Origin of the sequence: Streptomyces plumbidurans, from assembly GCF_019857225.1 — a bacterium.
Lineage (GTDB): Bacteria > Actinomycetota > Actinomycetes > Streptomycetales > Streptomycetaceae > Streptomyces > Streptomyces plumbidurans.
Genome location: NZ_JAFJSY010000034.1, coordinates 1 through 21,025 on the forward strand (window position 1 = coordinate 1; position 21,025 = coordinate 21,025).

General features: G+C 70.4%; 17 protein-coding genes. 9 read left to right on the forward strand and 8 right to left on the reverse strand.

What is annotated here, in order from left to right; translation table 11 throughout:
* Window positions 1–86: 86 nt before the first annotated feature.
* Entirely contained in the window at window positions 87–1,046 is a 960-nt protein-coding gene (gene rapZ / locus JYK17_RS21990; RefSeq protein ID WP_108013535.1) for an RNase adapter RapZ, read from the reverse strand.
* A complete protein-coding gene (gene uvrC / locus JYK17_RS21995; RefSeq protein ID WP_108013534.1) occupies window positions 1,043–3,073 on the reverse strand; it encodes an excinuclease ABC subunit UvrC in 2,031 nt (676 codons plus the stop codon). Before uvrC ends, rapZ begins: the two co-directional genes overlap by 4 nt.
* Before the next feature lie 285 nt (window positions 3,074–3,358).
* Here uvrC and JYK17_RS22000 point away from each other — a divergent pair, with 285 nt between their 5' ends.
* From JYK17_RS22000 to JYK17_RS22010, 3 genes are all read left to right on the forward strand, one after another.
* The gene (locus JYK17_RS22000) at window positions 3,359–4,315 is read left to right on the forward strand and encodes a hypothetical protein (protein WP_222811033.1); all 957 of its coding nucleotides are present in this window, start codon (window positions 3,359–3,361) and stop codon (window positions 4,313–4,315) included.
* Window positions 4,316–4,494: 179 nt separating this feature from the next.
* Complete coding sequence (locus tag JYK17_RS22005; protein WP_222811034.1) at window positions 4,495–5,541, forward strand: LacI family DNA-binding transcriptional regulator; 1,047 nt, start codon at window positions 4,495–4,497, stop codon at window positions 5,539–5,541.
* Window positions 5,538–6,449 (forward strand): carbohydrate kinase family protein, encoded by a 912-nt coding sequence (locus tag JYK17_RS22010; protein WP_222811035.1) that lies wholly within the window; start codon window positions 5,538–5,540, stop codon window positions 6,447–6,449. Before JYK17_RS22005 ends, JYK17_RS22010 begins: the two co-directional genes overlap by 4 nt.
* 82 nt (window positions 6,450–6,531) lie before the next feature.
* Here JYK17_RS22010 and uvrA read toward each other — a convergent pair whose 3' ends face one another.
* Window positions 6,532–9,561, reverse strand: a complete 3,030-nt coding sequence (uvrA, locus tag JYK17_RS22015) for an excinuclease ABC subunit UvrA (protein WP_108013530.1) — start codon at window positions 9,559–9,561, stop codon at window positions 6,532–6,534.
* Window positions 9,562–9,784: 223 nt separating this feature from the next.
* Between uvrA and JYK17_RS22020 the strand changes: the two genes are divergently transcribed.
* The 5 genes from JYK17_RS22020 to JYK17_RS22040 all read left to right on the forward strand — a co-directional run bounded on the left by JYK17_RS22020 (window position 9,785) and on the right by JYK17_RS22040 (window position 14,232).
* The gene (locus JYK17_RS22020; RefSeq protein ID WP_108013529.1) at window positions 9,785–10,471 is read left to right on the forward strand and encodes a maleylpyruvate isomerase family mycothiol-dependent enzyme; all 687 of its coding nucleotides are present in this window, start codon (window positions 9,785–9,787) and stop codon (window positions 10,469–10,471) included.
* A gap of 159 nt (window positions 10,472–10,630) precedes the next feature.
* Window positions 10,631–11,287 carry an MBL fold metallo-hydrolase gene (locus JYK17_RS22025; protein ID WP_108013528.1) on the forward strand — a complete coding sequence of 219 codons (657 nt, stop codon included), beginning with the start codon at window positions 10,631–10,633 and terminating at the stop codon, window positions 11,285–11,287.
* Window positions 11,288–11,672: 385 nt separating this feature from the next.
* Window positions 11,673–12,557: an ABC transporter substrate-binding protein gene (locus tag JYK17_RS22030; RefSeq protein ID WP_222811036.1), complete on the forward strand. Its 885-nt coding sequence runs from the start codon at window positions 11,673–11,675 to the stop codon at window positions 12,555–12,557.
* Window positions 12,554–13,483 (forward strand): amino acid ABC transporter permease, encoded by a 930-nt coding sequence (locus tag JYK17_RS22035; protein WP_206660206.1) that lies wholly within the window; start codon window positions 12,554–12,556, stop codon window positions 13,481–13,483. Before JYK17_RS22030 ends, JYK17_RS22035 begins: the two co-directional genes overlap by 4 nt.
* Window positions 13,480–14,232 carry an amino acid ABC transporter ATP-binding protein gene (locus JYK17_RS22040; protein WP_222811037.1) on the forward strand — a complete coding sequence of 251 codons (753 nt, stop codon included), beginning with the start codon at window positions 13,480–13,482 and terminating at the stop codon, window positions 14,230–14,232. The genes JYK17_RS22035 and JYK17_RS22040 overlap by 4 nt, the downstream gene beginning before the upstream one ends.
* A gap of 25 nt (window positions 14,233–14,257) precedes the next feature.
* Here JYK17_RS22040 and aroQ read toward each other — a convergent pair whose 3' ends face one another.
* Entirely contained in the window at window positions 14,258–14,731 is a 474-nt protein-coding gene (gene aroQ, locus JYK17_RS22045; RefSeq protein WP_222811038.1) for a type II 3-dehydroquinate dehydratase, read from the reverse strand.
* A 102-nt stretch (window positions 14,732–14,833) separates the two neighbouring features.
* Between aroQ and JYK17_RS22050 the strand changes: the two genes are divergently transcribed.
* The gene (locus JYK17_RS22050; RefSeq protein WP_222811039.1) at window positions 14,834–15,880 is read left to right on the forward strand and encodes a S66 family peptidase; all 1,047 of its coding nucleotides are present in this window, start codon (window positions 14,834–14,836) and stop codon (window positions 15,878–15,880) included.
* 45 nt (window positions 15,881–15,925) lie between these two features.
* On the opposite strand, the gene JYK17_RS22055 is transcribed toward JYK17_RS22050, so the two are convergent.
* From JYK17_RS22055 to JYK17_RS22070, 4 genes are all read right to left on the reverse strand, one after another.
* Complete coding sequence (locus JYK17_RS22055) at window positions 15,926–17,026, reverse strand: calcium:cation antiporter (RefSeq protein ID WP_222811040.1); 1,101 nt, start codon at window positions 17,024–17,026, stop codon at window positions 15,926–15,928.
* Window positions 17,027–17,108: 82 nt separating this feature from the next.
* Window positions 17,109–18,119 (reverse strand): TerC/Alx family metal homeostasis membrane protein, encoded by a 1,011-nt coding sequence (locus JYK17_RS22060; RefSeq protein WP_128803372.1) that lies wholly within the window; start codon window positions 18,117–18,119, stop codon window positions 17,109–17,111.
* 229 nt (window positions 18,120–18,348) lie between these two features.
* Window positions 18,349–20,352: a TerD family protein gene (locus tag JYK17_RS22065; protein WP_108013522.1), complete on the reverse strand. Its 2,004-nt coding sequence runs from the start codon at window positions 20,350–20,352 to the stop codon at window positions 18,349–18,351.
* Between the two features lie 85 nt (window positions 20,353–20,437).
* Window positions 20,438–21,016, reverse strand: a complete 579-nt coding sequence (locus JYK17_RS22070; RefSeq protein ID WP_037782640.1) for a TerD family protein — start codon at window positions 21,014–21,016, stop codon at window positions 20,438–20,440.
* Window positions 21,017–21,025 lie beyond the last annotated feature (9 nt).

Consider the following 21,025-nt stretch of genomic DNA (forward strand, 5'->3'; position numbering starts at 1 on the left):
CCGGGCGCCGCGGGCCTCGACGGGCCGGCCGGTGCGCGACTCGGGCGCCACGCGACGCAGCCGGCTCAGCCGCGGTGAGCGCTGCGTCATTCGCGTCCCATGTCCCGGTGCACGACCACCGTCTCCACGCCCTCGGCCGCGAGGCGCGCTGCGAGCTTCTCCGACATGGCCACCGAACGGTGCTTGCCGCCCGTACAGCCGATGGCGATGGTCACATACCGCTTGCCCTCGCGGCGGTAGCCCGCCGCGATCAGTCTGAGCAGCTCGGCATAGCGGTCGAGGAACTCCTTGGCGCCGGGCTGGTTGAAGACGTACGCCGACACCTCTTCGTTCAGGCCGGTGAAGGGGCGCAGCTCCGGGACCCAGTGCGGGTTGGGCAGGAAGCGCATGTCCGCGACCAGGTCGGCGTCGACGGGGAGGCCGTACTTGAAGCCGAAGGACATGACCGTGGCCCGCAGCTCGGGCTCCTCCTCGCCGGCGAACTGGGCGTCCATCTTGGCGCGCAGCTCGTGCACGTTCAGGCTGGAGGTGTCGATCACCAGGTCTGCGTCGCCGCGCAGTTCGCGCAGCAGCTCGCGCTCGGCGGCGATGCCGTCGACGATGCGGCCGTCACCCTGCAGGGGGTGCGGGCGGCGCACCGACTCGAAGCGGCGCACCAGGGCGTCGTCGGAGGACTCCAGGAAGACGATCCGGCGGGTGACGCGCCGGCTGTCGAGGTCAGCGAGGGACTCGCGGAGGTTGTCGAAGAAGCGCCGGCCGCGGACGTCCACGACCACCGCGATCCGCGCCACATTGCCCTGCGAGCGGGCGCCGAGCTCCACCATGGTGGGGATCAGCGCGGGCGGCAGGTTGTCGACGACGAACCAACCGAGGTCCTCCAGGCACTTCGCGGCCGTGGAACGGCCCGCTCCGGACATACCGGAGATGATCACCAGCTCGGGGATGGCCGCGTCGGGAACCGGGACCGCATCGCCGCTCGCGCCCGTACTCACCTGTGCTCCGTCTCCGCCCTGGGTCTGTTGCCCGTCCTGCTTGTTCACATTCATGTCTCCTGCCCCCGTCGTTCGTCCGGGGCGCCCGTCGTCACGGGCTCCCCACTGGAACCCATGGTGCCGGGTTCCTCCTCCATGATCTCTCCAGTCGCCGTGTTCACGGCGGGTGCGGCCGGGGCCGCCTGGGCCAGCGCCACGGCGATCGTCTCGGCCGTCTTGCGGCCTATGCCGGGCACCTCGCAGATCTGGTCGATGGTGGCGGATCGCAGTTTCTTCAACGAGCCGAAGTGCTTCAGCAGTGCCTGCCTGCGGGTGTCCCCGAGGCCGGGCACGTCGTCCAGGGGGCTCGAGCGGAAGCGCTTGGCCCGCTTGGTGCGCTGGTAGGTGATCGCGAAGCGGTGGGCCTCGTCACGCACGCGCTGCAGCAGATACAGGCCCTCGCTGGTGCGGGGCAGGACGACCGGGTCCTCATCGTCCGGCAGCCACACCTCCTCCAGGCGCTTGGCCAGGCCGCACACGGCCACGTCGTCGATCCCGAGGCCGTCCAGGGCCTTCTTCGCCGCCGCGACCTGGGGCCGGCCGCCGTCCACGACGACCAGCTGGGGCGGGTAGGCGAACTTCTTGGGGCGGCCGTCCTCCTCGGTGAGCGCGTCCTCGCCGTCGGCCCACTCGCCCGTCTTCTCCTTCTCGGCGAGATAGCGCCGGAAGCGGCGGGTGATCACCTCGTGCATGGAGCGGACGTCGTCCTGGCCCTCGAAGCCCTTGATCTGGAAGCGGCGGTACTCGCTCTTGCGCTGCAGGCCGTCCTCGAAGACGACCATCGAGGCCACGACGTCGTCGCCCTGCAGATGCGAGATGTCGTAGCACTCGATCCGGAGGGGGGCGCTGTCGAGGTCGAGGGCCTCGGCGATCTCCTCCAGCGCGCGCGAGCGCGTGGTGAGGTCGGAGGCGCGCTTGGTCTTGTGCAGCGCGAGCGCCTGCTGGGCGTTGCGCTCCACCGTCTCCATCAGGGCCTTCTTGTCGCCGCGCTGCGGGATGCGCAGCGAGACGTTCGCCCCGCGGCGGTCGGCGAGCCACTGCTGGACGGGCTCGACAGGGTCGGGCAGGGCCGGGACGAGGACCTCCTTGGGGACGGAGTCGCCCTTCTCCTCGCCGTAGAGCTGCTGCAGGGCGTGCTCGACCAGGGCGCCGGTGGTGATCTCCTCGACCTTGTCGGTGACCCAGCCGCGCTGGCCGCGCACGCGTCCGCCGCGGACGTGGAAGATCTGGACAGCCGCCTCCAGCTCGTCCTCGGCGACCGCGATCAGGTCGGCGTCGGTCGCGTCGGCGAGCACGACCGCGTTCTTCTCCATGGCCTTCTTCAAAGCGCCGATGTCGTCGCGCAGCCGGGCGGCCCGCTCGTACTCCATGTTCTCGGCCGCCTCGGTCATCCGCTGCTCCAGGCGGCGGATGTACGTCCCCGTGCGGCCGGCCATGAAGTCGCAGAACTCGTCGGCCAGTTCGCGGTGCTCGTCCTCGGAGACCCGGCCGACGCAGGGCGCGGAGCACTTGCCGATGTAGCCGAGCAGACAGGGGCGGCCGGTGCGGGCGGCGTTCTTGAAGACGCCGGCCGAGCAGGTGCGCACCGGGAAGACGCGCAGCAGCAGGTCGACGGTGTCGCGGATGGCCCACGCGTGGCTGTACGGCCCGAAGTAGCGCACGCCCTTGCGTTTGTGGCCGCGCATCACCTGCACGCGCGGGAACTCCTCGTTCATCGTCACCGCGAGGTACGGGTAGCTCTTGTCGTCGCGGTACTTGACGTTGAACCGGGGGTCGAACTCCTTGATCCAGGAGTACTCCAGCTGCAGGGCCTCCACCTCGGTGGAGACCACCGTCCATTCCACGGAGGCGGCCGTGGTGACCATGGTGCGGGTGCGGGGGTGGAGGTTCGTCAGGTCCTGGAAGTAGTTCGCCAGGCGCTGGCGCAGGCTTTTTGCCTTTCCGACGTAGATCACCCGGCGGTGCTCGTCACGGAACCTGTACACCCCTGGGGAGTCCGGGATCTCACCCGGCCGGGGGCGGTAGCTGGAGGGATCGGCCATGTCTCACACCCTACTGGCGAGGACCGACACCGCGACGGGCCTGTGGACAACGCCGGAGCGCGCGCCCGTCCGAGGCGGTCGATCGGGTCTCGGCCAGGAGTACGTCGCGGTTGGGTTTCAGGTGTTGTCGGGACTAGGTCAACACGCTTCAATGCGTGGGAACTCGGGGCCGTGAAGGACGGCGTACGGATGTGAAGACTCTCCGGCGCCGACGGGGTGGCCCCGCGGACAAGCGCAGAACCCGGCCCGACCAGCCGTAGTGAGCATTCACAGAAAGGCCCCTGCATGCCGCACGCCACACAGCACGCGGACGTCGCCGCCGTCGCCACCGCGGAACTGGACTCGGCCCTGCGGGGCGGCCCCTTCCACGTGGCGCTGCGTGCCGCGATCGCCGCCCGCGGACTGCCGCTGCAGCGCGTGCAGCACCATCTGTCCCGGCACGGGGTCAAGGTCGGTGTCACCAGCCTGAGTTACTGGCAGCAGGGCGCCCGCCGCCCGCAGCGCCCCGAGTCCCTGCGGGCCGTACGGGCGCTGGAGGAGATCCTGCAGCTGCCGGAGGAGTCTCTGATCCGGCTGCTCGCCGAGCCCGACGAGAGCTCGTCCGCACAGCGGGCCGCGGGGCGCTCCTACCGCTCCCTGGTGGAGGCCTCGGGCGTCCTGCAGCAACTGCTGGCCGATCTCGGCTCCTCGCTCGACGGCGGGCTGCACACCCTGGGCCACCACGAGCTGGTGCGGATCGGCGCGCACCGCGAGCTGGCGGGGCGGGAGTCGCACCACATCGTGCGCGCCCACAAGGACGGCATCGACCGCTTCATGGCCGTCCACCACGGCGACCCTGACTGCGCGCCCGAGCACATGCGCGTGCTCGCCCTGGAGAACTGCCGCACGGGACGCACACGCGTGCACCACGAGACGGGCGTCCTCGTCGCCGAACTGCTCTTCGACACCCGTCTGCGGGCCGGCGACACCTTCCTCTTCCGCTACGGCATCGAGGACGGCACCGCCGGTGTGTCCCGCGAGTACGTCCGCGGTTTCGGCCCTGCCGGCGGGCAGTACGCGCTCCAGGTGCGTTTCGACGCACTCGCCCTGCCGTCCCGCTGCCACCGGTTCGCCCAGCACTCACCGGCGGCCCCGCGCAGCGGGCGCCAGGAACTGCGCCTGAGCGACCGCCACCACTCGGTCCACCTCGTCGAACCGCGGGTGCGGACGGGAGTCGTGGGGATCGGGTGGGACTGGGAGTGAGCTTCGGCTGACGCCGGGGGCGGTCTGTCTCTTCCGCCATTGCGTCTTCCGGCGTCGCCTCTTCTGGCGCTGCCTCTGTCGTGGGGCGTGGCTTCGCGCTGACGTAAACGCTTGCGCAAGCGTTTACGTCAGCGCTGGAATGGGATACCGTCCCGCGAAAAGCAGGGAAGGAGGACTCGATGGCCACGATGGCCGACGTCGCCCGCAGCGCCGGGGTCTCCGTGGCGACCGTCTCGCACGTCCTGAACGACACCCGGCCGGTCCTCCCGCACACGCGGCAGGCGGTCCTGGACGCCATCGACCGGCTCGGCTACACCCCGAACACCCTCGCCCGCTCCCTGGTGACCGCACGCACGCAGTCCATCGGGCTGGCGGTGTCGGCGATCAGCAATCCGTACTTCACCGAGATCCTCCAGGGTGTCGAGGCGGCCGCCCTGGAACACGGTTACAGCCTGCTCATCGCCGACCCGCACGACGATCCGGAGCACGAGCGCAAGGTTGTCCAGCTCCTGCACGAGCGCCGGGTCGACGGCATGATCGTCGCCCCCTCGGCGAACCCCCGGGAACTCGTCGCCTACCTCGCCCGTCACCAGGTACCTGCCGTCCTCCTCGACCGGCTCCTCGACGCCCCGGCCGACGGTCCGCACTTCGACCAGGTCTGCGCCGAGAACGCCGAGCCGACCGCCCGCCTGGTCCGTCATCTCGCCGAACTGGGCCACCGCCGGATCGGCCTGGTCGCCGGTCTGCCCGGTTACAGCACCACCCGCGAACGCATCAGCGGATACCGCCACGGTCTCGCCGGTGCAGGGCTCCCCTACTACGAGCACCTGGTCGCCCACGGCGACTCGGAGTCCGCGGGCGCCGAACACGCCACCGCGACGCTGCTGTCCCTGCCCGCGCCGCCCACCGCGCTGGTCACCGCCAACAACGCGATGACCATCGGCGCTCTGCGCGCCCTGCGGGAACGGGGTCTGTCCGTGCCCGGCGACATCGCCCTGTGCTGTTTCGACGACTTCGCCTGGGCGGATCTGTTCTCGCCCCGGCTCACAGCCGTGGCCCAGCCCAGCAGGGAGATCGGCGCCCGCGCGGTGCGGGTGCTGCTGGACCGCCTCGCCGAGCCGGACCGCCCCGCCCGCACCGTGCGGCTCCCGTGCACCTTCGTCCACCGCACCTCGTGCGGGTGCCCCGAACCGTCCGCGCAGTTGGAGAAAGGAACCGTCTCGTGATCGTCGTCGCCGGTGAGGCCCTGATCGACCTGGTACCGCAGGGCCCGGGTGCCCTCGCGGGCCTCAAGCCGGCGCTCGGCGGCGGCCCGTACAACACGGCCGTCGCCCTCGGCCGCCTCGGCTCCCCCAGCGCCTTCTGCTCCCGCACGTCGTACGACGCCTTCGGCGAGGCGCTGCTCGGCAACCTGCGGGCAACAGGGGTCGACGTCTCGGCCGTACAGCGCGGACACGAACCGACCACCCTGGCGGTGGCCACGCTCGACGCGAACGGTTCGGCCGCCTACTCGTTCTACGTCGAGGGCACCGCCGACCGGCTGTTCACGGCTCCCGCCGCGCTCCCCGCCGGCACGCGCGCCGTGTCCTTCGGCACCTGCTCGCTCGCCCTGGAGCCGGGCGCGACGGCCTACGAGACGATGATGCGGACCGCCGCCGCCCAGGGTGTCTTCACCGCGCTCGACCCCAACATCCGCACGAGCCTGATCCACGACGCGGACGCCTACCGGGACCGCTTCCGCGGCTGGCTGCCCTCGGTGACGCTGCTCAAGCTCTCGGAGGAGGACGCCGACTGGCTGGGCGGCTCCCCGCGCGAGTGGCTTGCCGCAGGGCCCGCCGCAGTGGTGATCACCCATGGCGGCGACGGGATCTCCGTGCTCACCCGGGACGGCGCCGAATACTCCGTGCCGGGCGAGAAGGTCGACGTCGTCGACACGATCGGCGCCGGCGACACGGTGAACGCGGCCCTGCTGCACGGCCTGTCGGCCCAGGACGCCCTCTCCGCCGACAAACTCGCCTCGCTCGGCGCCGACGGCTGGACCCGGCTGCTGCGGTTCGCGGCCCGCGCGGCGGCGATCACCTGCTCGCGCGCGGGCGCGGAGCCGCCGTACGCCTCGGAAGTGGGCGAGGTGTAGCGGACGGGACGGCGTCGGAGGTGCAACGAGCGGCGCCCCGCGGGGAGTTGTCCCGCGGGGCGCCGCTCGTTGTCCGTGCCGGTCAGGCCGTGCGTGCCCGCGTCGTCTTCTTCGCGGGTGCTGCCTTCTTCGTCGTCCCGGCCGCCTTCTTGGTGGCCGTGTTGTTGGCGGTCTTCGCCGTCGCCGTCTTCTTCGGCGCCGACTTGGCCGCGACCGTCCTCTTCGCCGCCGCCTTGCGCGGGGCCTTCATCGAGGCACCGTCGCTGATCCGGTCGGCGTCGAGGACCTCCCGCAGGAACTTGCCAGTGTGGCTCGCCGGGATCCCTGCGACCTCCTCCGGCGTGCCCTCGGCGACGACGAGTCCGCCGCCCGCACCACCCTCGGGGCCCATGTCGACGACCCAGTCGGCGGTCTTGATGACATCGAGGTTGTGCTCGATGACGATGACCGTGTTGCCCTTGTCGACCAGGCCCGACAGGACCTTCAGCAGCTTGCTGATGTCCTCGAAGTGCAGACCGGTGGTCGGCTCGTCGAGGACGTAGACCGTGCGGCCGGTGGAGCGCTTCTGCAGCTCGCTGGCGAGCTTCACGCGCTGGGCCTCACCGCCGGACAGCGTGGTCGCGGCCTGGCCGAGGCGGACGTAGCCGAGACCGACGTCGTTGAGCGTCTTGAGGTGGCGGTTGATCGCGGGAACGGCCTCGAAGAAGTCCATGGCCTCCTCGATCGGCATGCTCAGGACCTCGGAGATGGACTTGCCCTTGTAGTGGACCTCCAGGGTCTCCCGGTTGTACCGGGCGCCGTGGCAGACCTCGCACGGGACGTAGACGTCCGGGAGGAAGTTCATCTCGATCTTGATCGTGCCGTCGCCCGCGCAGTTCTCGCAGCGGCCGCCCTTGACGTTGAAGGAGAAGCGCCCCGGCAGGTAACCGCGGACCTTCGCCTCGGTCGTCTCGGCGAACAGCTTGCGGACGTGGTCGAAGACGCCGGTGTACGTCGCCGGGTTGGAGCGCGGGGTGCGGCCGATGGGCGACTGGTCGACGTGCACGACCTTGTCCACGAGGTCGTCGCCGTCCACGCGCGTGTGCCGTCCGGGAACGCTGCGCGCGCCGTTGAGTTCGCGGGCCAGGTGGGTGTACAGGATGTCGTTGACCAGCGTCGACTTGCCGGATCCGGACACGCCCGTGACCGCGGTGAAGACACCGAGCGGGAAGGACACGTCGATGTCCTGGAGGTTGTTCTCCCGGGCGCCGTGCACCGTGAGCCGGCGGGACGGGTCCTGCGGGCGGCGGATGTCGGGCAGCGGGATCGACTTCTTGCCCGACAGGTACTGACCGGTCTGCGACTCGGCGTTGGCGAGCAGCCCCTTGAGGGAGCCGCTGTGCACGACCTTGCCGCCGTGCTCTCCGGCACCGGGGCCGATGTCGACGACCCAGTCGGCGACCTTGATGGTGTCCTCGTCGTGCTCGACGACGATGAGCGTGTTGCCCATGTCGCGCAGCCGGACCAGGGTCTCGATCAGCCGGTGGTTGTCGCGCTGGTGCAGCCCGATGGACGGCTCGTCGAGGACGTAGAGCACGCCGACGAGTCCGGAGCCGATCTGGGTGGCCAGGCGGATGCGCTGGGCCTCGCCGCCGGAGAGGGTGCCCGCGGCGCGGTTCAGCGAGAGGTAGTCCAGGCCGACGTCGACCAGGAACTTCAGCCGCTCGTTGACCTCCTTCAGCACGCGCTCGGCGATCTTCTTGTCGCGGGCGTTCAGCTTCAGCTCGCCCAGGAAGTCCGCGCAGTCGCTGATGGACATCGCGGAGACCTCGGCGATCGACTTCCCCATGACGGTGACCGCGAGGACGATCGGCTTCAGGCGCGTGCCCTCACAGGTGGGGCAGGGCACCTCGCGCATGTAGCCCTCGAAGCGCTCACGGCTGGCGTCGCTCTCGGCCTCGCTGTGTCGGCGCTTGACGAAGGGGACGGCGCCTTCGAAGGGCGTCGTGTACACCCTCTCGCGCCCGTACCGGTTGCGGTAGCGGACCTCGATCTGCGTCTTGTGGCCGTACAGCAGGGCCTTCTTCGCCCGCTGGGGCAGACCCGCGAAGGGGATGTCCGTCCTGAATCCCAGCGCGTTCGCCAGGGCTCCGATCAGGCGGCCGAAGTAGTCCTTGGTGTGGCCGTGCGACCAGGGGTGGATGGCGCCCTCGTCAAGGGACTTGTCCTCGTCCGGGACGATCAGCTCAGGGTCGACCTCCATGCGCGTGCCGATGCCGGTGCAGTCGGGGCAGGCGCCGAAGGGCGAGTTGAAGGAGAAGGAGCGGGGCTCCAGCTCCTCGAAGGAGAGGTCGTCGTACGGGCAGTACAGATGCTCCGAGTACATGCGCTCGCGCTCGGGGTCGTCCTCGGGGAGGTCGACGAAGTCGAGCACGACCATGCCGCCGGAGAGGCCGAGGGCGGTCTCCACGGAGTCGGTGAGGCGGCGCTTCGCGGAGTCCTTCACCGTGAGGCGGTCGATGACCACCTCGATGGTGTGCTTCTCCTGCTTCTTCAGCGTGGGCGGGTTGGAGAGCTGGATCGTCTCGCCGTCCACCCGCGCGCGGGAGTACCCCTTGGTCTGGAGGTCGGCGAAGAGGTCGACGAACTCTCCCTTGCGCTCGCGCACCAGCGGCGACAGCACCTGGAAGCGGCTCCCCTCCGGCAGCTCCAGGACCCTGTCGACGATGGCCTGCGGCGACTGGCGCGAGATCGGACGGCCGCACTGGGGGCAGTGCGGCTTGCCGATGCGCGCGAACAGCAGACGCAGATAGTCGTAGACCTCGGTGATGGTGCCGACCGTGGAGCGCGGGTTGCGCGAGGTCGACTTCTGGTCGATGGAGACCGCGGGCGACAGCCCCTCGATGAAGTCGACGTCCGGCTTGTCCATCTGGCCGAGGAACTGGCGCGCGTACGAGGAGAGCGACTCCACGTAGCGGCGCTGGCCCTCGGCGAAGATCGTGTCGAAGGCCAGGGAGGACTTGCCCGACCCGGACAGGCCCGTGAAGACGATGAGCGAGTCACGAGGCAGGTCGAGCGAGACATTCTTCAGGTTGTGCTCACGCGCGCCACGGACGATGAGACGGTCGGCCACAGCCGGTCCGCACCTTTCTTGAGAGAAGTGACAGGGGCAGGGCCCCGTGCTTCTTCAGACTAGGGGGAGCCACTGACAACGCCGGTCGGATTCCGGGTTGCATAACAATCCCCGGCCATCCAGCATGCCCGACGCCACCTGCGACCATATAGCACGCGCATTCGATTTACGGCGCTGCTTCACCACCTTCACCCAAAGGTGTGGCGGGGCTAGGGTCAGCACCATGATTGATCACGGTCATGACCTGGCGTCTGTACGAGACGCGACCGACCGGCTGCTCACCGCAGCCGCCAAACTGGACAACGCGGGGGTGACGCAACCGTCACGGCTGCCCGGCTGGAGCCGCGGCCACGTCCTGGCTCACCTCGCCCGCAACGCGGACGCTCTGGTGAACGTCCTCCAGGGCCGTCCCATGTACACCTCCGCCGAGGCCCGCGACGCCGACATCGAGCGGGACGCCCCGCGCCCCCTCGACGCCCAGCTCACCGACCTGCGCGAGAGCGCGGCCCGCTTCCAGGAGGCGGGGGCCGCACCGGCGGACTGGTCGCGCACGGTGGAGCTGCGCAACGGCGTCACGGACTCGGCGTCCCGGGTGCCCTTCCGGCGCTGGGGCGAGGTGGAACTGCACCACGTCGACCTCGGCATCGGCTACGAGCTGGAGGACGTGCCCGCGCAGTTCACGGAGCGGGAGATCGACTTCCTCGCCCGGCGCTTCTCCGGTCACCCCGATGTGCCTCCGGCGCGGCTGACGGACGGCACGCGCGCGTGGCGTACCGGCCGCGAGACGACGGAGCCGGAGATCACCGTGACGGGTCCGGCGCCCGAGCTGCTCGGCTGGCTGGCCGGGCGCCGCGACGGCTCCGGCCTGACCGTACGGGACGGCTCCCTGCCGGCGCTCCCACCGCTGTGACCGCGCTCGCCGCCGCTGCGACCGCGCTCCCCGCCGCTGCGACCGCGCTGCCGCCGTTGTGACCGCGCTGCCCTCGTGGCGCGACCGGCCGGCCTCGGCCGTGACCGCGCTGCCTCGGCCGGGGATGCGGGCGCCCTCCCCGGCTATAGGCTGGCCGCCATGACGTACAGCGGACAGGTGACGGTCGGCGGCCCGGCGGACGTGCACGAGCTCAAGGACCTGATGATCACCAAGATCGCGGTCGGCCCGATGGACAACAACGCCTATCTGCTGCGCTGCCGGGCCACCGACGAGCAGTTGCTGATCGACGCGGCGAACGACGCGGACACGCTGCTCGGCATGATCGGTGACGACGGCATCGCCTCCGTCGTCACCACGCACCGGCACGGCGACCACTGGCAGGCGCTCGCCCAGGTCGTCACGGCCACCGGCGCCCGCACCTTCGCGGGCCGAAACGACGCGGACGGCATCCCCGTCCCGACCGACGTCCTCGTCGACGACGGCGACACCGTCCGGGTGGGCCAGGTGGAACTCACCGCGCGCCATCTGGTCGGGCACACCCTGGGCTCGATCGCCCTGGTCTACGACGACCCGCACGGCCATCCCCATGTCTTCACGGGCGACTGCCTCTTCCCGGGCGGCGTCGGCAACACCCACAAGGACCCGAAGGCGTTCGCGAGCCTCATCCACGACGTCGAGACGAAGATCTTCGGCATGCTCCCGGACGAGACCTGGGTCTACCCGGGGCACGGCAACGACACCACCCTGGGCGCGGAGCGGCCCCATCTGCCGGAGTGGCACGCGCGCGGGTGGTGAAGCGCGGCCGCGCGGGTGGTGAATCCCGGCCGGACGGACGGTGAGCCCCCGCCGCGCGCGTGATGAGTCCCGGTGGGCGCGGCCGGTGGGACTCAGCGGCAGGGGCGCGCGTACACGGCGCACGCGCCCCGTGTGAACGCTTCACACGCGCCGGTGCCGTGTGCACGCTCCCGGCGCCCCGTGGCGGGCAGTCAACTGGTAGCAGCCCCGCACGGGATGACGGCTCCTGTGCGGTACGGGCCGCCGGTCTTTCAATCCCCGCCCTCGACCGGCGGCCCCGGCGCTTTCCCCACCTGTTCACACGGCCGCAACACCCGCTCCCACGATGCGGACATTTCGTGTCGTGACCTCGACAGACGGGACGCGGGACTGCCAATCTCGCGCCATGCATCTCGCTCCCCACGTACTGCGTCGCGCCGTCGCCGCGGCCACTGTCGCCCTGCTCGCCACGGCCGTCGGCTGTGCTCCGCAGCCGGAGGAGAAGGCGGCGGGCACCCCGTCGGGTTCGACCGAAAAGGCCTGCCCCAAGGGCAAGTTGGCCACGAGGACCTCGGGCAGGCTCACGATCGCCACGGACGAGCCCGCCTACGAGCCCTGGTTCAAGGACGACAAGCCCGCCAACGGCAAGGGCTTCGAGTCGGCTGTCGCCTACGCCGTCGCGAAGCAGCTCGGATACCCCAAAAGCGCCGTCGTCTGGCAGAGCGTGCCCTTCAACAAGGCGTTCGCGCCCGGGGAGAAGACCTTCGACTTCGACATCAACCAGGTGTCGATCAGCGCCGAGCGCAGGAAGGCGGTGGACTTCTCCTCCGGCTACTACGACGTCCGCCAGGCCGTCATCGCGCTGAAGGGCTCAAAGGCCGCCAAGGCGACCGGCATCGCGGATCTGAAGGGTCTCAAGCTGGGCGCCCAGGTCGGTACGACCAGCCTCGACTACATCACCGACGTGGTGAAGCCGAAGCAGCAGGCCGCGGTCTACGCCAAGAACGACCAGGCCAAGTCCGCCCTGAAGAACGGTCAGGTGGACGCCATCGTGGTCGACCTGCCGACCGCCTTCTACATCACCTCCGCCGAGGTGACCGACGCCAGGATCGTCGGACAGTTCGAGAACCAGGGCGGCGCGCCCGAGCAGTTCGGGCTCGTGCTCGACAAGGGCAGCGCGCTCACCCGGTGCGTGACGGGTGCCGTGGACGCCCTGCGCAAGGACGGCACGCTGGCCGGCATCGAGAAGCAGTGGCTCTCCGACGCCGTCGACGCCCCGGTGCTCAAGTGACGGTCACCGAGGAGGAGTCCGGCGACAAGTCCGGGAAGGAGCCCGGGAAGGACCTCGGCACGGACGGCGGGCACGACGACGGGTACATCCCGTCGCAACGCCGGCTGGAACGTGAGCGCTTCGCACGCGCGCGTGCCCGTCGCGCGACCGCGATCGCGGCCCTGTCGACCCTCGTGACGGGCGTCGTCCTGTATCTGATCGTCGTCGACGCGCCGGGCTGGCCGCGCACCAAGGAGACGTTCTTCAACTGGCGGTACGCGCGCGAGGCGTTCCCCAAGGTCCTCCAAGGGCTGTGGCTGAACGTCCAACTGCTGCTGATCTGCGGCGTGGCGGTCCTCGTGCTCGGCATGCTGATCGCGATCGCGCGCACCCTGCGCGGCCCCGTGTTCTTCCCGCTGAGGGTGCTGGCCGCCGCCTACACCGACTTCTTCCGCGGGCTGCCGCTGATCATCAACCTGATGATCGTGGTCCTGGGGGTGCCGGCGCTGCGACTGCAGGGCGTGACCGTCGATCCGGTGCTCCTCGGCGGTACGGCGCTCACACTCACGTACTCGGCGTACGTGGCCGAGGTGTTCCGCGCCGGGATCGAGTCCGTGCACCCCTCGCAGCGCGCGGCCGCACGCTCGCTCGGCCTCACCAACCGGCAGGCGCTGCGGTACGTCGTCCTGCCGCAGGCGGTGCGCCGCCAGGTGCCGCCGCTGCTCAACGACCTTGTGTCGCTGCAGAAGGACACCGGCCTGGTGTCGATCGGCGGTGCGGTCGACGCCGTACGGGCCGCGGACATCATCGTGGGCCGCAGTCTCAACTACACGCCGTACATCGTCGCGGGACTGGTCTTCGTGGCGCTGACCATCCCGATGACCCGCTTCACGGACTGGGTGACGGCACGGATGGACCGTCAGCGGGCCCAGGGAGGATCGATATGAGCGACGCGCCCGTGCTGCGCATGGAGTCCGTCCGCAAGACCTTCGGGCGATCGCTCGTCCTACGGGACGTCGGCCTGGAGGTCGCCCCGCACACGGTGACCGCGCTGATCGGCGCGTCGGGCTCCGGCAAGTCGACGCTGCTGCGGTGCGCCAACCTCCTGGAGGAGATCGACGACGGTGCGATCTGGCTGGACGGCGAGGAGATCACCGATCCGCGCGTGGACCAGGACGCGGTACGGCGTCGTATCGGCGTGGTCTTCCAGGCCTACAACCTCTTTCCGCACATGACGGTCCTGGAGAACATCACGCTCGCTCCGCGCCGTGTGCACGGCGTCACCCGCGCGGAGGCCGAGGAGCGCGCCCATGAGCTCCTGGAGCGGCTCGGGCTCGGCGGCAGGGCGGGCGAGTACCCGGACCGGCTGAGCGGCGGTCAGCAGCAACGGGTGGCGATCGTACGGGCGTTGGCGGTACGGCCCCGGCTGCTGCTGCTCGACGAGATCACCGCCGCCCTCGACCCGGAACTCGTGGGCGAGGTCCTCGCCGTCGTCCGGGACCTGAAGGACGACGGCATGACGATGGTGCTGGCCACGCACGAGATGGGCTTCGCGCGGGACGTCGCCGACCAGGTTTGCTTTCTGGACGCAGGGGTGGTCCTGGAGCGCGGGACCCCCGAGCAGGTCTTCGGCGATCCACAGCAGGAGCGCACGCGGCGGTTCCTGCGGCGGATCGTGGACGCGGGACGCCTGTAAGGGGCGCCCGCCAGGACGACGGGCCTTACGTGTCCGCCTGTGCCGCCCCCGCGAGCGCCGCGACCCGCTCCACACCGAACACGTAGCCCTGCACGCCGCATCCGGCGATGACGCCGTCGGCGCGCAGCGAGACGTACGAGTGGTGCCGGAAGGACTCGCGCCGGTGGATGTTGGAGATGTGCACCTCCAACACCGGCATTCCGTCACAGGTGTTGAGCGCGTCCAGAATCGCGACCGACGTGTGGGAGTAGGCACCGGGGTTGATCACGATCCCGCAGTGGTTCAGCCGTGCCTCGTGGATCCAGTCGACCAGGACGCCCTCGTGGTTGGACTGCCGGAAGTCCACCGTGCCGCCGTGCGCGGCCGCCGCCTTGGCGCACAGGGCCTCGATGTCGGCCAGGGTGTGCTTGCCGTAGATCTCCGGCTGGCGCTGGCCGAGCAGATTGAGGTTGGGCCCGTTGAGGATCATGATCGGGGCGTTGGCCAGGGTGCGGGGCACGGTTCCTCCGGTCCGGTGGGGTGCGGCGATCCGTCCAGGACCGCTGTTCGGACCCGGTTTATCACGGTGCGTGCACGGCGGTGCGGCCCGTACCCTCCCGGCATGACGACGATCTCATACCCTCCCAAGCCCTCGCCCGGCGACCGCGTGGCCATCGTCTCGCCCTCCGCGGGTCTGCCCGGCCTGCTGCCGCGCCCCTTCGAACTCGGGCTGGAGCGGCTGCGCAAGGAGTACGAACTCGAACCGGTCGAGTACCCGACGACCCGCACCATGGGCTCGACCCCGCGACAGCGCGCCGACGACCTGCACGCCGCGTTCGCCGACCCGGAGGTGAAGGCCGTCATCGCCTCCATCGGCGGGGATGACCAGATCACCGTTCTGCCGCTGCTGGACCGGGAGTTGATCCGGGCGAACCCGAAGCCGTTCTTCGGGATGAGCGACAACACCAATCTCCTGCTGTATCTGCGCAACACCGGGATCGTCGGCTACCACGGTGCGACGGTGATGTGCGAACTCGGCCGCCCCGGCGCCATGCACCCACAGACCGCCGAGTCCCTGCGCGCGGCACTGTTCACCTCGGGCCCCTACGAACTGAGGCCCGCCGAGCGCTGGAACGACGTCAACGGCGACTGGGCCGACCCCGCCACCTTCGACGCGGAGCCGCCCTCCCGGCCGGGCGACGGCTGGACCTGGGTGAACGCCGACCGGGCGGTGGAGGGCCGCAGTTGGGGCGGCTGCCTGGAGATCCTGGGCTGGCTGCTGATGGCCGACCGCGAGATCGCGCACGATCTGTCCGAGTACGACGGCGGTGTGCTGTTCCTGGAGACCTCCGAGGAGCTGCCGAGCGGCGACGAGGTCTTCCGCACCCTGCGGAACATGGGCGAGCGCGGACTTCTGCAGCGCTTCTCCGCACTGCTGATGGGCCGGGCCCGCACCTGGTCCTTCGAGCACCCCAACAGCCCCGAGGAGGCCGCTCGTTACGCCGCCGGGCAACGCGAGGCCGTACTGCGGGCCATGCGGACGTACGCCCCCGAAACCATGATCGTCTTCGATGTCGACCTCGGGCACACCGACCCACAGGTCGTCATCCCCTACGGCGGCCTCGTCCGCGTCGACGGCCCCGCCCGGCGCATCACCGTCACGTACTGACGAACCACAGCCGTCGAGCGCTGTGGCTCCTTCGCCGCGGCACCGTCAGGGATTGATCGCCAGTTCCAGATACGCCGCGAACAGCACCAGATGCACTCCGCCCTGCAGCGGTGTGGCCCGGCCCGGCACCACGGTCAGCGAGGACACCACGACGGTCAGCACGAGCAGCACCATGTGCACGGCGCCGAGGCCGAGGACGAGCGGCCCCGAGAGCCAGACGGAGGCCACGGCGACGGCGGGGATGGTCAGGCCGATGCTGGCCATGGCGGAGCCGAGCGCGAGGTTCAGGCTGGTCTGCACCCGGTCGCGGCGCGCGGAACGCAGGGCGGCGATGGTCTCCGGGAGCAGCACCAGCAGGGCGATGATCACGCCGACGACGGCGTGATGGAGCCCGGCGGCCTCCACTCCCGACTCGATCGTGGGCGACACGCCCTTCGCCAGTCCGACCACGCCGACCAGCGCGAGAAGGAGCAGGCCCAGGCTGATCCAGGCGGTGCGGGCGGTGGGTGTGCCGGCGTGGGCGTCCGCGGTGATCACCTCGCCCTCCCGGGTGATCGGCAGGAAGTAGTCACGGTGCCGCACCGTCTGGGTCGTGACGAAGAGGCCGTAGAGGATCAGCGAGGAGATCGCGGCGAAGGTCAGCTGCACGCCCGAGAACTCCGGGCCCGGCCTGCTCGTGGTGAACGTGGGCAGCACCAGGCTCAGTGTGGCGAGGGTGGCCACGGTCGCGAGGGCGGCGCCGGTGCCCTCCGGATTGAAGACCGCCGTGCCGTGTTGCAGGGAGGCGACCAGCAGGCAGATGCCGACGATGCCGTTGCAGGTGATCATCACGGCAGCGAAGACGGTGTCCCGGGCCAGGGTCGAGCTCTTGCCGCCGCCGTCCGCCATGAGTGTGACGATGAGCGCCACCTCGATGATCGTGACGGCGACGGCGAGCACGAGGGAACCGAAGGGCTCACCGACGCGGTGCGCCACCACCTCGGCGTGGTGCACGGCGGCGAGCACGGCTCCCGCGAGGACGACCGTCACGACCCCGACCACGGCACCCGGCAGGTCTCTCCCCCAGGTGAAGGCGAGCAGAACGATCGCGAGCGCCGGCACGATCGACGTCCAAGCCGTGGTGAGTGATCTCAGCCGAGCGATCATGCGGCGATCGTCGCAGAGGCGTACGGCCCCCGCACTCCGGCTTTGCGGGACAGGTCCTTCGGGTGTGCGGGGCCGGTGCCTGTCACTTGATCTCGGTCATCTCCGTCTCCTTCGGAGCGCCTTCGCCGCCGGCCTGCGCCGCGTCGGCCTCCGCCTGCTTCCTGGAGGCCCTGAGGCTGGTGATCGTGGTGACCATCAGGACCGAGCAGATGACACCGAGGGAGACGGGTATGGAGATCTCCGGGACGTGCACCCCGGACTCGTGCAGTGCGTGCAGCACCAGCTTGACGCCGATGAAGCCGAGGATGATCGACAGGCCGTAACTGAGGTGGACCAGCTTCCTCAGCAGGCCGCCTATGAGGAAGTAGAGCTGGCGCAGGCCCATCAGCGCGAACGCGTTGGCCGTGAACACGATGTACGGGTCCTGGGTCAGGCCGAAGATCGCGGGGATGGAGTCGAGCGCGAACAGGACGTCCGTGGTGCCGATCGCGAGCATCACGACCAGCATCGGCGTCATGACCCGCTTGCCGTTCTGCCGGATCCACAGCTTGGTGCCGTGGTACCGGTCGGCGACGCCGAAGCGGCGCTCGACGGCCTTGAGCAGCTTGTTCTCCTCGAACTCCTCGTCCTCCTCCTCGGCCCGGGCCTCCTGGATGAGCTTCCAGGCGGTCCAGATCAGGAAGGCGCCGAAGAGGTAGAAGACCCACGCGAAGCTGGCGAGGATCGCGGCACCGGCGGCGATGAAGGCCGCCCGCAGGACCAGGGCTATGAGGACCCCGACGAGCAGCACCCGCTGCTGGTACCGGGACGGCACGGCGAACTTCGCCATGATCAGCACGAAGACGAAGAGGTTGTCGACGCTCAGCGACTTCTCGGTGATGAAGCCCGCGAAGAACTCGCCGCCCGCCCGGCCGCTGCCGAAGACGAGCAGGCCGAGCCCGAAGAGCCCCGCGAGGGCGATCCAGACGACGGTCCAGATTCCGGCTTCCTTGATGGACACGTCGTGCGGCTTGCGGCCGATGAAGAAGTCGATCGCGATGAGGGCGGCGAGGCCCACGATGGTCAGGACCCACAGGGTCGGGGAAACATCCACTGCGCCTCCGGCGGTATGTAACGGCAAGGGTCGGCGTCGTCGCTACCGGAGGTCTCTTCCACCCAGGCACGGGCCCTGGGCCGGCGCCCCGGGATCCGGTTGATCCGTATTGACGGGTGCGCCGCAGCAGACCGGGAGTACTCCCCTCCGTGAGAAGAACAGTACCCCAATCACCAAGGAAAGGTAAAGTGATTGGCAAAGAAAAGGCTAAATACCCTGTTCAGAGGGTTTACTCGTACTTGGTGCGAGCTGCCGCCACCTGAGTGAGCACCTGCTGGAGCACCTGGCTGCCGACCGGCACGAGCGAGGGCTCGTACGTCCAGGCGTGGCCGACCCACGGGTCGGCGAGGTGATCGTCGGGCAGCGGGGTCAGTCGCAGCAGCGAACGCCACAGCGGGTCGAGCAAAGGCCCGTAGCCCACGGCCTCCTCGCGGTCCGCGACCATCACCAGATGAACGCCGACGGCCGGGCCCTCGTCAGCGAGATAGCGCAGCTGGGTCACGGCCCGGTCGTCGAAGCCGTGCGGGAAGTCATTGACGATCAGGAGCTGTTCGGCTGTGTCGAAGCCGGGCGGCAGCGAGTCGGCGGCCCCGCCGCGCACTGCCATCTGCACCAGGTCGACGCGCTGGGTGAGCCGCGTCAGCACGTCCGACACCCCTGCCGCCCCCAGGGCGGGCGGGGCCGCGAGTACACCGGTCTGCACCAGCGGCGCGAGCGCCTTCGCCCCGGAGCCGGCCGGGTCGATGACATGCGTGGTGAACTCGCCCGCCGGATAGACCGCGAGCAGCCGGGCCGCCAGCGCCACGGCCGTCTCCATCGCGAGGTGCTGCAGCGCACCGGTGTCCGCGAGCGGGTCCTCGCCCGCGCCGGTGCGTCCGCTGTCGATCCACAGGCCCCGTTCGAGCGGCAGCCGGACCAGCATCGGGATCCGCAGCAGTTCGCTCTCGGGGAGCCGCAGATCGCCCAGCCGCAGCGCCATGGGCATTTCCATCGGCACGCGGTAGGCGTGCCAGACGGGGTTGTCCCAGCGGGCGTACGCGGGCGGCAGTGCGGGCTCGACGACGTCGGCCTCGGCGGTGAGCTGGGCGAGGTCGCGGTCGAGTACCTGCCTGGCCTGGTCGACCAGCTGCGTGTACTTGGCGCGGGCCGCCTCGCGCGCGGCGTCGCCCTGTCCGCCGATCCTGCTGCGCGGGTCGGACAGGACCTGGTCGAGTTCCTTCTCCATGCGCGAGTCCGCGAAGTCGACGGCGCTGCGGTACGCGGCCGTGCTGCGGGCCAGGTCCTCGAACATGCCCCAGACCTGGTTGTACAGCCGCTCGTCCATGGACCAACCGGTCGCGTCGCCCGCCACGGGCCGGGCCGGCTGACCGGGCTGCGCCGGGGGCGCGGTCGGCGGGGGCGGCGGCGGGGCGGAGTTCTGCCGCCCCGGGTGGCTGTAGTCGACCGGGCTGCCGGCGCCGGGAGTGGACGGCTGGGTGACCGCGGAAGGGTCGACCGGGTCCGTCGGGTGTCCCGGCTGACCGCCCTGGGGCGGGTAAGCCGACGAGGGGTGCGGGCTCGCGGGAGCGGGGGTGCCCTGGCGTGCCGGGCCGCTCTGGTCGGGGCCGAGCGCCGGGGTGGCGGTCTGGCGCGTACGGTCGCCGTCCGCCGCGCGCTGCGACGGTGCTTGTACGGAGCGGGCCAGGCCCTGGGCCACGGCTTCGTTGATCGTGCCCGCGAGCTGCCGGGCCTCGGACAGCCCCTGGTCGGTGAAGAGTTCGGCGAGGCCGCCCGCGTACCCCTGGCCCACGGCGCGCACCTTCCAGGCGCCCTGGCGGCGGTAGAGCTCCAGCGCGACGACGGCCGTCTCGGCGTCCAGACCGGTGATCGTGTAGCTGGCGACCTCGGCGCCGTCCAGGCCCGTGACCGCGACGAAGGGGGCGGCCACGACGCCGAAGCGGCCCGGCCCGCCGGTGCCCGTGGGCAGGGCGAGCAGCACGTTGACGCGGTGCACCGCCTCCGGCATGGCGTCCAGGTCCACCGCGAGCCGGTGGTCGGCGGCCGCCTGCCTGGAGACCTCGAGTCCCGGCAGGTCCGGAGCGCCCGGGTGGGCCACCCATTCGAGGCCGCGCGCCTTTCCGTCGGCATCGCTGAGCGTGGCCGAGGCCACGATCGGTGTGCCGGCCGAGATCCGGATCTCGAGGCGGGCCTGGGAGAGCGGGTGGTTCTGCCCCCGCACCAGCTCGGCCGTCATCGCCCTCGTCCCCCCGTGTTGCCGATGTGTCGTGTGGTGTGTGCGCCAAGGGCCCGTCTCGCGGACGGGCCCTGGCGGAGTCGCACTACAGGTGCGGCAGGATCGCCGGCATCAGGTCCTGGAACGTACGGCCGTTGGCCGGGGTACCCAGGGCCGTCATCGTCCAGCCGGGACCCGAGCGGTGCACCTTCGCCATGATCTGGGCCGTGTAGGCGCCGCCGCCGGCCAGCGTGTACCGGGCGAGTTCCTGGCCGTTGGTCTCGTCGACCAGGCGGCAGAACGCGTTCTGCACCTCCTGGAACGTCTGGCCCGTGAAGGAGTTCACGGTGAAGACGATCTGGTCGATGTGGACCGGGACGCGGGAGAGGTCGACGAGGATCGCCTCGTCGTCGCCGCCCTGGCCGACACCGCCGACGAGGTTGTCACCGGTGTGGCGGACCGAGCCGTCGTCGCTCACCAGGTGGCGGAAGAAGACGACGTCGACCGGCTGCTTGTCCGCGAACAGGACGGCTGAGGCGTCCAGGTCGATCTCCCGCGTACGCGAGCCGAACAGGCCGCGCCGGGGAGCTGCCTGCCAGCCGAGACCCATGCGCACCGCGGCCAGACTGCCCCCGTCGTTCTTCTGCAGACTGATGGCCTGACCCTTTGTCATATTGACGGTCACGCGCTGATT